Source organism: Kitasatospora sp. NPDC058184 (genome assembly GCF_042883725.1).
In the GTDB taxonomy this organism is placed as follows: Bacteria; Actinomycetota; Actinomycetes; order Streptomycetales; family Streptomycetaceae; genus Kitasatospora.
The window spans coordinates 168,373-179,363 of the sequence record NZ_JBHVVE010000004.1 but is presented as its reverse complement, the minus strand read 5'-3'; the positions used below and the strand labels follow the sequence as shown (position 1 = coordinate 179,363).

11 protein-coding genes are annotated in these 10,991 nt (G+C 75.3%); 8 read left to right on the top strand and 3 right to left on the bottom strand.

Annotation, left to right across the window (positions count from 1 at the left end; genetic code table 11):
- Positions 1-292: 292 nt before the first annotated feature.
- On the bottom strand, positions 293-1,195 hold the full coding sequence (locus ACFVXH_RS09450; RefSeq protein WP_074001382.1) for an alpha/beta fold hydrolase: 903 nt from the start codon (positions 1,193-1,195) through the stop codon (positions 293-295).
- 221 nt (positions 1,196-1,416) lie between these two features.
- On the opposite strand from ACFVXH_RS09450, the gene ACFVXH_RS09445 reads away from it, so the two are divergent.
- The 3 genes from ACFVXH_RS09445 to ACFVXH_RS09435 all read left to right on the top strand — a co-directional run bounded on the left by ACFVXH_RS09445 (position 1,417) and on the right by ACFVXH_RS09435 (position 2,945).
- Positions 1,417-2,079, top strand: a complete 663-nt coding sequence (locus ACFVXH_RS09445; protein WP_049660673.1) for a TetR/AcrR family transcriptional regulator — start codon at positions 1,417-1,419, stop codon at positions 2,077-2,079.
- A gap of 131 nt (positions 2,080-2,210) precedes the next feature.
- Positions 2,211-2,438, top strand: coding sequence for a DUF3107 domain-containing protein (locus ACFVXH_RS09440; protein WP_387821847.1), 228 nt, complete (start codon positions 2,211-2,213; stop codon positions 2,436-2,438).
- Between the two features lie 171 nt (positions 2,439-2,609).
- Positions 2,610-2,945, top strand: coding sequence for a hypothetical protein (locus tag ACFVXH_RS09435; protein WP_387821844.1), 336 nt, complete (start codon positions 2,610-2,612; stop codon positions 2,943-2,945).
- Positions 2,946-2,970: 25 nt separating this feature from the next.
- On the opposite strand, the gene ACFVXH_RS09430 is transcribed toward ACFVXH_RS09435, so the two are convergent.
- On the bottom strand, positions 2,971-3,699 hold the full coding sequence (locus tag ACFVXH_RS09430) for a ferritin-like fold-containing protein (protein WP_049660234.1): 729 nt from the start codon (positions 3,697-3,699) through the stop codon (positions 2,971-2,973).
- Positions 3,700-4,392: 693 nt separating this feature from the next.
- Between ACFVXH_RS09430 and ACFVXH_RS09425 the strand changes: the two genes are divergently transcribed.
- From ACFVXH_RS09425 to ACFVXH_RS09405, 5 genes are all read left to right on the top strand, one after another.
- Entirely contained in the window at positions 4,393-6,513 is a 2,121-nt protein-coding gene (locus tag ACFVXH_RS09425; RefSeq protein ID WP_387821841.1) for a DEAD/DEAH box helicase, read from the top strand.
- 128 nt (positions 6,514-6,641) lie between these two features.
- Positions 6,642-7,523, top strand: coding sequence for an alpha/beta fold hydrolase (locus tag ACFVXH_RS09420; protein WP_049654106.1), 882 nt, complete (start codon positions 6,642-6,644; stop codon positions 7,521-7,523).
- A 396-nt stretch (positions 7,524-7,919) separates the two neighbouring features.
- On the top strand, positions 7,920-8,078 hold the full coding sequence (locus ACFVXH_RS09415) for a hypothetical protein (RefSeq protein ID WP_158077673.1): 159 nt from the start codon (positions 7,920-7,922) through the stop codon (positions 8,076-8,078).
- A gap of 308 nt (positions 8,079-8,386) precedes the next feature.
- Entirely contained in the window at positions 8,387-9,025 is a 639-nt protein-coding gene (locus tag ACFVXH_RS09410) for a DUF6758 family protein (RefSeq protein WP_063780222.1), read from the top strand.
- A gap of 56 nt (positions 9,026-9,081) precedes the next feature.
- Positions 9,082-9,942 carry a PHP domain-containing protein gene (locus ACFVXH_RS09405; RefSeq protein ID WP_387821836.1) on the top strand — a complete coding sequence of 287 codons (861 nt, stop codon included), beginning with the start codon at positions 9,082-9,084 and terminating at the stop codon, positions 9,940-9,942.
- An 89-nt stretch (positions 9,943-10,031) separates the two neighbouring features.
- On the opposite strand, the gene ACFVXH_RS09400 is transcribed toward ACFVXH_RS09405, so the two are convergent.
- Positions 10,032-10,673 (bottom strand): suppressor of fused domain protein, encoded by a 642-nt coding sequence (locus tag ACFVXH_RS09400; protein WP_079271871.1) that lies wholly within the window; start codon positions 10,671-10,673, stop codon positions 10,032-10,034.
- Positions 10,674-10,991: the final 318 nt, after the last annotated feature.

The window sequence follows — 10,991 nt, the reverse complement described above, 5'->3', positions numbered from 1 at the left end:
GGACCTCGGCCGCGACCGCCCTCCGGTTCCTCCGGCGGCCGCGACTCCCCCACACCTGTTCGGTCCGACAGCAGAAAGGTAGGACCGGCCCGGGCCGATCCATCGGTCACATGCCTGCCTGCCACCTGATCGAGTGAACCGACGTGACCTCGACCGGGACCAGGGCGTTACCGGGCGGTATGCGCGGCCGCCCGCGCGGCCCCGCCCGGGCGCGCGGTCGGCCCGCCACGGCACGCGCTCAGCCCCTGGTCCGCGCCCGGCCCGCCGTGTGCGCCCGGGCCGTGGTCCGCGCTCAGCCCGCGGTGTGCGCGATCAGCTCCCGCACCGCGCGGGCGACCTCGTCGGGGTGCTCCATCATCGCCACGTGCCCGGACTCCGGCAGCACCAGCAGCCGGGCGTCCGGGAAGGCCGCGCAGGCGCGGCGGGCCGAGCGGTAGGAGACCAGCTTGTCGCGCAGCCCGTACACCAGCAGCACCGGCGCCTCGACCCGCTCGGCCTGCCGCCACAGCGCCTGGTCGCCGCGCTCGGTGTACGCCGAGACGATGCCGCGGGCCGAGCCGACCAGCGCCTGCATCGCGTGCGGCACCTCCAGCCGGCGCCGGTACTCGGCCACCGCCTGGGCCCGGGCCGCCGGGCTCAGACTGCCCGGGTCGCCGTAGACCAGCCGCAGCAGGTCCTCGGTGGCCGCCTCGGCGTCGCGCCCGCCCGCGGACAGCCGGCGCAGCACCGCGGGCACCCCGGGCACCGCGAGCAGGGCGGTCGGCCAGGCGGAGTGCTGCGGGGGCAGCTCGGGCAGGGCCGGGGAGACGAGGGTGAGGCTGCGCACCAGGTCCGGGCGCAGCGCCGCCAGCCGGACGGCGACCGCGCCGCCCAGCGAGTTGCCGAACAGGTGGACCGGGCCGCGGCCGGAGGCCTCCAGGTAGCCGATCACCGCGCGGACGTGGCCGGAGACGGTGAGGTTGCCGTCGGTGGGCGGGTGGGAGCGGCCGAAGCCGGGCAGGTCCACGGCCTCGCCGTCGACCTGCCCGCCGAGCCGGTCCATCAGGGCCTCCCAGTTGGCGGCCGAGCCGCCGAGGCCGTGCACGAAGAGCCCGGGCTCGCGCCCGTCGGCGGCGCCGTCCACGGCGGGACGGTGCACCGCGAGCACCGCGCCGGGGACCTCGACCGTACGTACCTGCTGCTCAGCGCTGCTCATGGTGGACGATGGTAATGAGCCCGCCCCGGGAACCCCGGGGTGGTCCGGCCGCCGGCCGCCTCCGTTCCACCACTGCCGAGGCCGAGGTCAGCGCCGTATTGTGGGCTCCTGACAACCAGGCCGATCGTCTTTTCTCGCCTTCGCCGAACGCGGACGCGGTTACCGAAAAGTAGAATCGGCCATCTTGCCAGCAGCGAACAGACCCCGAAGTGAGGAGCGCCGTGACGGCCATCCAGGAGGCGCAGGAGCGCCCGCGCGGTGCCCGCCTGCCGCGAAGCGCCCGCCGTGAACAACTGCTCGGTGCCGCCCAGGAGGTGTTCGTCGCGCAGGGCTACCACGCGGCCGCCATGGACGACATCGCCGACCGCGCCGGGGTGAGCAAGCCGGTGCTCTACCAGCACTTCCCCGGGAAGCTGGAGCTGTACCTGGCGCTGCTGGACAAGCACTGCGACGCCCTGGTCGAGTCGACCCGCGAGGCGCTGTCGGCGACCACCGACAACAAGCAGCGGGTGGCCAACACCATGGAGGCGTACTTCAACTACGTCTCCAGCGAGTCCGGCGCCTTCCGGCTGGTCTTCGAGTCGGACCTGACCAACGAGCCGGCCGTGCGCGAGCGGGTCGAGCGGGCCTCCGAGGCGAGCGCGACGCTCGTCAGCAAGGTGATCCAGGAGGACACCGACCTGCCGGAGGCGGAGTCCAAGCTGCTCGCCGCCGGGGTCTGCGGCCTGGCCCAGATCACCGCCCGGTACTGGCTGTCGCAGGGCCTGGCGATCCCCCGCGACGAGGCGGTCCGGCTGGTCGCCAGCCTGTCCTGGCGCGGCCTGAAGGGCTTCCCGATGCACCCGGGCGAGCAGTCCGGCGAGGGCACCGCCCACCAGGGCTGATCCGCCGACCTTCGCCGGGCCGGGGATCCGGTGCTCTATGGTGAAGCCGTACGGCACGGTCGCCGCGAACGCTTGTCCCAGGCGGTCCGGTGCCCGTGCGTGGAGGCTGCAACCCCGGAGGGACGGAAGCCGTGGAGGTCAAGATCGGCGTGCAGAACGCGCCCCGCGAGATCGTGATCGAGAGCTCGCAGACTGCCGATGAGGTCCAGAACGCGGTCGCGAAGGCGCTGGAGGGCTCGGAGAAGATCTTCGCGCTGTCCGACGAGCACGGCCGTCGCATCATCGTCCCGGCCGAGCGCCTGGCGTACGTGGAGATCGGCGAGTCGGCCGCCCGCAAGGTCGGTTTCGGCACCGCCTGAGGCGCCGCAGCACAGCATCGTCCGGTGCCCCGTTCCCGCGAGGGAGCGGGGCACCGTCGTGTCCGGGGGCGCTGTGGCCCGTGGGGCTGCGTCGCGTGTACGAGCGGGTGGGGCGGGGTACGGCGAGGGTGCGGCGCCGGTGCCGCACGCCCGTCCCCCCGGGAGGCAGCCTTGCTGGTCGAGTCGATCGTCTTCGCCCTCGTCGGCCTGGTCACGGGCGGCACGGCCCTGCTGGCCCGCCCGGCGTACTTCCGGGCCGCCCGGGCCCTGGTCCTGGGCACCGCGCTGGCGGCGGCGCTGGTCGGCGGGGTGGTCGCGCACTTCAGCGTGGACGGCCGCCAGCCCGCGGTGTCCGTCGCGGCCGCGGCGGTGGCCTCGGGCGTGCTCACCTCGCTGCTGGCCCGGCCGGACCTCGCGGCGGGGCGCGCCCCGGCCCACCGGCACCACCGGCACCACCCGCACCGGCCCGGCACCCACCGCGCGGCGCGGCGGCACCGGGCGGCCTGAGAACCCCCGGTAGGTCGCGGGGCCGCTAGGAGGCCAGGCCGAGGGCGGCCATCCGCTTGGTGTGCGCCTCGGTGATCCGGTTGAACATCTTGCCGACTTCGACCAGGTCGAAGCCCTGCACCTGGACGCCGCCGACCAGCAGGTTGGACAGCGCGTCGCGCTCGGCGACCACCCGCTGGGCCTGGCTGAGCGCCTCGCCCATCAGCCGCCGGCCCCACAGGGCGAGCCGGCCGCCGGCCCGCGGGTCGGCCTCGATCGCCTGGCGGACCTTGTCGACGGCGAACTGGGCGTGGCCGGTGTCGGACATGACGCTCAGCACCAGGTCGCGGGTGTCGTCGTCCAGCCGGACGGCCACCTCGCGGTAGAAGTCGGTCGCGATGGCGTCGCCGACGTAGGCCTTGACCAGGCCCTCCAGCCAGTCCGAGGGCGCCGTCATCCGGTGGAACAGCTCCAGCGGCTCGACGAACGGCCGCATCGCCTCCTGCGGGTCGGCGCCGACCTCGGCGAGCCGGTCGTGCAGCCGCTGGTAGTGCTGGAACTCGGCGGAGGCCATCCGGGCCAGCGCCGCCTTGTCGGCGAGGTCGGGCGCCAGCTTGGCGTCCTCGGCGAGCCGCTCGAAGGCGCTCAGCTCGCCGTACGCGAGCGCGCCGAGCAGGTCGAGCACCGCCGCCCGGTAGCCGGGGTCGGCCGAGCACGCGGCCCAGTCCCCGATCGAGCCGGCCGCCGCGTCCTGCGTCTCACCATGGGTCTCCATGACCCGCAACTTTAGTCCCGCCCGCTTGTCCGCCCCACCACCAGGCACGCCCGGGTGACCGCCCGGACCGGCCGCTCCGGTGGCAGTTGCCGGGGGCAATGTCAGACGCGTCACGTGTTCGAGTCGTCGCCTGACTGTATGGTGGTACGGAGCCCGTCGTGTTCGCATGGTGTCACCGCCGTCTCGGTACCCCGCGCGAACCCTCCGTAGCGGCACCGTCCAACCGGACGTGTCCGCACCGGTGGCACGGGTACTCACGTACGCGGATGCCCGGTCGGAGAGCCGATCGGCTCCGACCATGGCTTGGACCTCAAGCCTTGGCACCGCATCAGTGGCCGAGCGAGGGCCGCCGAGACCACGCCCCGAGGCGGAGGTCCCGCGCAGGTCCCTCACGGGAATCCTCCCCGACGCCGCCGGCGACGCGCCCCGCACCGGGCAGCGCGCACCGGCCGGCCGCAGGGACCGGCGCGGTTGTGCGTCCGCGCAGCTGTACCAGGGCCGTCCAGGCCCGTAGACAGCCGCGCGGCTGCCCGCCCGCCGCTCGCTCTCGGCCCTTTCGAAAACGGAAGAGGCAGCACCCTGTCCACCACCGCTGAACCCATCAAGACGACCTTCCGGGACCTGGGGATCCTCCCGGAGACCGCCGAGGCACTCGAGTCCGTCGGCATCGTCCACCCCTTCCCCATCCAGGAGATGACCCTCCCGGTCGCGCTGACCGGCCACGACGTCATCGGCCAGGCCAAGACCGGCACCGGCAAGACCCTCGGCTTCGGCCTCCCGCTGATCGAGCGGGCCATCGTGCGCGCCGACGTGGACGCCGGCCGGGCGACCGAGGAGCAGCTCTCCGACTTCCCGCAGGCGCTGATCGTCGTCCCGACGCGCGAGCTCTGCACCCAGGTCACCAACGACCTGCAGACCGCCGGCAAGGTCCGCAACGTCCGCGTGCTCGCGGTCTACGGCGGCCGGGCGTACGAGCCGCAGGTCGAGGCGCTCAACAAGGGCGTCGACATCGTCGTCGGCACCCCGGGCCGTCTGCTGGACCTCGCCGGGCAGAAGAAGCTGAACCTGTCGAAGGTCCGCGCGCTGGTCCTGGACGAGGCCGACGAGATGCTCGACCTGGGCTTCCTGCCCGACGTCGAGAAGATCATCACCATGCTGCCGGCCAAGCGGCAGACCCTGCTGTTCTCGGCCACCATGCCGGGCCAGGTCATCAGCCTCGCCCGCCGGTACATGAGCCAGCCGACCCACATCCGGGCCGCCGCCCCGGACGACACCGGCGCGACCGTCGCCAACATCGAGCAGCACATCTTCCGTGCGCACTCGCTGGACAAGGTCGAGATGGTCTCGCGCATCCTGCAGGCCGACGGCCGCGGGCTGGCGATGATCTTCTGCCGCACCAAGCGCACCGCCGCCGACGTCTCCGACCAGCTGACCCAGCGCGGCTTCGCGGCCGGCGCGGTCCACGGCGACCTCGGCCAGGGCGCCCGCGAGCAGGCCCTGCGGGCCTTCCGCAACGGCAAGGTCGACGTGCTGGTCTGCACCGACGTCGCGGCCCGCGGCATCGACGTCGAGGGCGTCACCCACGTCATCAACTACCAGTGCCCCGAGGACGAGAAGACCTACCTGCACCGGATCGGCCGCACCGGCCGGGCCGGCGCCTCCGGCACCGCCGTCACCCTGGTCGACTGGGACGACATCCCGCGCTGGCAGCTCATCAACAAGGCGCTGGACCTGTCGTTCAACGACCCGGAGGAGACCTACTCCACCTCGGCGCACCTGTACGAGCTGCTGAAGATCGCGCCGGGCACCAAGGGCATCCTGCCGCGCTCGGAGCGCACCCGCGCCGGGCTGAACGCGGAGGAGGTCGAGGACCTCGGCGAGACCGGTGGACGCGGTGCCCGCGCGCCCCGCGGCGGTCGCGGTGGGCGCGGCGGCCAGGGCGGCTCGGACCGTCCGGGCGCCGGCTCCGGCTCCGATCGTCCGGGCACCGACCGTCCGGGCTCCGGCGCGGCCGAGGCCGAGGAGCAGAAGCCGCGCCGCAACCGTGAGCGCCGCCGCACCCGTCGGGGCGCGGCGGTCGGCACCGAGGGCGAGGCCGTCGCCGGCGTGACCGAGGCCGCCGCGGCGGCTCCGGCCGTCGAGGGCGCCGAGGGCGAGGCCGCGCCGCGCCGTCGCCGCCGCCGCTCGCGCGGCGGTGCCGCCGCCGCCGAGGCCGTCGTGGCGGTCGAGGCGACTCCGGTCGCCGAGGCCGTCGTGGCCGAGGCCGTGGCGGTCGTCGAGGCCGCCGTCGAGGCGATCGCGGAGGCTCCGGCCCCGGCGAAGAAGGCCACCCGCACCCGGACCCGCAAGCCGAAGGCGGAGGCCGTCGAGGCCGTCGAGACCGCTGCTCCGGTCGTCGAGGCGGCTCCGGTCGTCGAGGCGGCTCCGGTCGTCGAGGCGGCTCCGGTCGTCGAGGCGGTCGTCGAGGCTCCCGCCCCGGCCAAGAAGGCCACCCGGGCCCGCAAGCCGAAGGCGGAGGCCGTCGAGGCCGCCGCCCCGGTCGCCGAGGCCACCGAGGCTCCGGCCCCGGTGAAGAAGGCCACCCGCGCCCGGAAGCCGAAGGCCGAGGCCGTCGAGGCGGCTCCGGTCGCCGAGGCCGCCGCCGAGGCTCCCGCCCCGGCCAAGAAGGCGACCCGGGCCCGCAAGCCGAAGGCCGTCGCCGAGACCGCCCCGGAGGCCCCGGCCGCCGAGGCCGCCACCGAGGTCCCGGCCCCGCGCAAGCGCACCCGCACCCGCAAGGCGGCGGCGCCCGCGGAGGCCACCCCGGAGAGCTGACACCCCCGTGTCTCCCCCGAGGGGGCGGGCCAGGCCACCCGGCCCGGCCCGCCCCCTCGGGCGTTGTGCCCGCCTCCTAAGCTCGGGGGCGTCGGGGAGCGCCGACAGGACAGCAGGGAGAGCAGCCCATGAGCACGCCGCCGTTTCTGACGCTGCCCGGGTGCGCGCGGGCCGAGCGGCTGGTGACCGGGCGCGGGGAGTTCGCGGCGCTGCGGGCGGAGCCGGCCGGGCCGGTGCGCGGCTCGGCGCTGCTGGTGCCGGGGTTCACCGGCAGCAAGGAGGACTTCATCGCGCTGCTGGAGCCGCTGGCGGCCGCCGGGTACCGGGTGACGGCCGTGGACCAGCGCGGGCAGTACCAGACCGGCGGTCCGGACGATCCGGCGGCGTACGCCGTCGGGGCGCTCGGCGCGGACGTACGGGCGCTCACCGGGGTGCTGGCGGCCGAGGCCGGGGGCGCCCCGCCGCACCTGCTGGGGCACTCCTTCGGCGGCCAGGTGGTGCGCGAGGCGGTGCTCGCCGCGGCCGCGGAGGGCCCGCTGCCCTGGCGGTCGCTGACCCTGGTGTCCACCGGCCCGGGCGCGATCGACCCGGCCGAGGCGGTCCGCACCGGGCTGCTGCTGGACGCCCTGCGGGGGATGGACCTGGAGCAGATCTGGCAGGTCATGCGGCAGCTGGAGGCGGAGAGCGGGCAGCCGCGGCCGAGCCTGGAGCCGGCCGTCGCGGAGTTCCTGCACCGCCGCTGGCTGGCCAACGTGCCGCGGGCGCTGTCCGTCACCGGCGCTCACCTGGTGGCCGCGCCGGACCGGGTGGCGGAGCTGGCCGCCGCCACCGCCGGGCTGCCGGTGCTGGTGCTGTCCGGGGTGCGGGACCACGCCTGGCCTGTCCCGGAGCAGACCGCGATGGCCGAGCGCCTGGGCGCCCGCCGGGTGGTGGTCGCGGACGCCGGCCACTCCCCCAACGCCGAGCAGCCGGCCGCCACGGCCGGGGCGCTGGCCGCGTTCTGGGCCTGACCGACGCGGTCGGGGCCGCGCCGGTTCCCCCGGTCCGCCGAAAGTGGTCTGTACCACTTCTTCAAGTTCGATCGGCTTCAACACAGGACAAAATTCGTTAGTTACGGTAATCTTTGATTCTGTCCGGGAATCATCGCCGGCCTCCACCGCGGCACCGATCACCCGAAACCTGGACTTCACGGACGGGCAACGGCCCGGTAGCACCGCCACGACACCGTGGTGCACGAGGCACTGGACGCACCAGGCAAGCAGGGGGAGCCCTTGCCGCAGCAGACCGCCACACGCGCGACGACCCGCCCGATCCGGCCTCACCTCCGGATCCGCAAGACCCCGAGAGAGCTGATACCGACTCAGCCACCCCCGCCCCGCCCCGCGGGGCCAGGAAAGGAGACGCCCATGACGAAGACCATGCGCTTCGAGATCGTCCGACTCGACGAGACCAACGGCTCCGCCGCCGACCGCCAGATCGCCGACGCCGCCACCGTGCGCGAGGTCGTCCAGGCCGCCGCCCGCACCGGCGAGCGCCTGCTCATCCGTCCGTGCCCGACCGTCTGACCCGGCGCGGCGCCTCCGACCGGGAGGCCTCACCCGCCGCCGACGAGCCGGGAGCGTCCGATCCGGACGTTCCGATACCCGACTGACGCCCCGTCACCGCATTCGCCGATGACGGGGCGTCAGTGTTTCCGGGGTCGACGCCCCGGACGTTTGCCGCCGCCCGGGACGGGACATCCCCCAACGGGAACCGCCCGTGCCACGCCCACCCGGCGCCGGTCCGGGCGCCCGCCACCGACAGGTGCCGCCGAGCCCTCCGTACGGGTGATCGTCCTTGACGCGGCGGTCCGGAGGGAGGAGCGTTGACGGCTATGAGGGGCGAGCCCAGCTGCCCGAGGTGCGCCGGTCGGGTCCGCGCCCCCGGTCTGTTCTCAGACACCTGGCAGTGCGACCGGCACGGAGCCGTGCACCCGATGCAGCCCGTGCTGCCCCCGAGTGTGGAGGCCCTCGGCGTCGCCGTCGCCCGCTCCCAGGTCCCGGTCTGGCTGCCCTGGCCGCTCCCGGTCGGCTGGCTCTACACCGGCATCGCCCACGTCGGCGACGACGTCTCGGGCGCCCGGGCCACCGCCGTCGCCTGCTCCGGGCCCGCGCCGCTCGGCGGCTTCGGCGAGCTGGTGCTGGTCGCCGAGGAGCTGGGGGTCGGCCTCGGCGCCCGCTACGCGGGCCTGTCCGGGCCGGACCCGGGCGACTCCGTCGGCCTCTACAAGCCCGCCGACGCCAAGCTGCTGGCCGCCGGGCGGCCCACCCCGATGTTCCACGTCCCGGACGCCCCGGCCGACCGCGCGGTGTTCGTCGGCGAGGCCCGCGGGCTCTGGCTCTGGGCGGTCGCCTGGCCCGAGCAGTCCGCGCTGGTGATGTACGACGAGCTGGTGCTGACCGACCTGCGCGAGGCCGGCGCCGAACTGGACCTGCTGCCCTGCGGGGCGCTCTCCCCCCGGCTCCTCGGCTGACGACCGGCCCTAGGCCTATCCTGGGCGGCACCCACGAGCCTCCAGGAGCCCGATCCGTGCGCATCGACCTGCACGCCCACAGCAACGCCTCCGACGGCACCGACAGCCCGGCCGAGCTGGTCGCGGCGGCCGTCGCCGCGGGCCTCGACGTGGTGGCGCTGACCGACCACGACACCGTGGCCGGCCACGCCGAAGCCGCCGTGGCGGTGCGCGCACTGCCCGCGGGCAGCCGGCTGACCGTCGTCCCGGGCGCCGAGCTGTCCTGCGCCGTGGACGGCATCAGCCTGCACCTGCTGGCGTACCTGTTCGACCCCGAGGAGCCGGAGTTCGCGCGCGAGCGGGACCTGGTGCGCACCGACCGGTTCCGGCGCGGGCGGGCGATCGTGGAGCGCTGCCGGGAGCTCGGCGCGGAGATCAGCTGGGAGCAGGTGCGGCGGATCGCCGGGGCCGGCTCGGTCGGCCGGCCGCACATCGCCAGCGCGCTGGTCGAGGCCGGCGTGGTCGCCACCGTCTCGGACGCCTTCACCGCCGACTGGCTGGCCAACGGCGGGCGGGCGGACGTCCGCAAGCACGAGACCGACCCGGTCACGGCGGTCCGGCTGGTCCGGGCGGCCGGCGGGGTGCCGGTGTTCGCCCACCCGGGCGCGGTCAAGCGCGGCCGGACGGTCTCCGACCAGGTGATCGCCGACCTCGCGGCGGCCGGACTGGCCGGGCTGGAGGTCGACCACACCGACCACGACGAGGAGACCAGGGAGCGGCTGCGCGGCCTGGCCGGCGAGCTCGGCCTGCTGGTCACCGGCTCCAGCGACTACCACGGCACCCGCAAGACCGTACGGCTCGGCGAGCACACCACCGACCCGGAGGTGTACGGGGCGCTGCTGGCGCAGGCGACCGGCGCGAAGCCGATCGAGCGCTGAGCGGACGCGAACGAACGCGAACGCCGGGCCAGGGGATCATGAGTCCCTTGGCCCGGCGTTCGGAGTTTCGGAGTACGGCCGGGCGGCGGTCAGTCCAGCCGGACGCCGCGTCGGCCCGGGTCGCGCAGGTCGGCGCCCTGGTCGAGCCAGCGCTCCTGGAGCGCGGCCGCGCCGTGCACCCGCTTCCAGCCCGCCTCGTTGGGCGTCATCGGCAGCAGCGGCAGGAAGCGGACCGGGTCGGCCGGCTCGGCCAGCTCCAGGTCCTCGACCAGGCCGCCCGGTTCGGCCGCGAGCACCGAGGTGAAGGGCGCGCCGTCCCAGAGCGGCGAGCCGAGGTCCAGCGAGCCGCCCGGGGCCACCACCAGGCCCTCGACCTGCGGGGTGGCGGCGAAGGTGGCCAGGGTGCGCAGCACGCTGTCGCGCCCGCCCCGGACCGTCAGCACCAGTTCGACGCGCGGGCCGCGGACCTGGTCGGCGACCGGCGCGGTCGGGTCGGCCATCGGTGCGGCGGACATGCCGAGCGTCGCGTACCGCACCAGGCCCTCGGCGTCCGGGCCGAAGCGCAGCACCTCGATCCGGTCGGCGCCGAGGAAGGTGACCGCGGCGCGGCCGCCCGGTTCGCCGAAGGTGGAGATCAGCCGGGCCTCGACGGCGGCCAGCACCGCCTCCCGGGTGAGCTCCGGGGAGCTGCCGCCGTGGGGGTCGCCGAAGAGCGGGAAGTCGTGCGCCATGCCGGTGAGCGTAACCCCCGGGGGTTCGCGGGCCGCGTGCGGGCGGGCCGGAGGCGGGTGCGACGGCGGTGCGGCGGGGCGCCGTGGCGGGGCAACGGCCGGGCGGGGCAAGGATCCCGTAAAGCCTTCGGAAACCTCCGGGAACCCCTCGGCCTCGACGCCCGGTCAGATGTTAGGGTGAGCGACTGGCCACCGGGATCGTTCGTCCCGGGGCGGCGGCGCGAAGGAGGTGGTTGCGGTGGATACCGGCCGACCATGCAGTACCGGCAGCTCTGCCCGGCCCCGACTTCCCCGTACCCCGCGCCCCGCAGGCCCAAC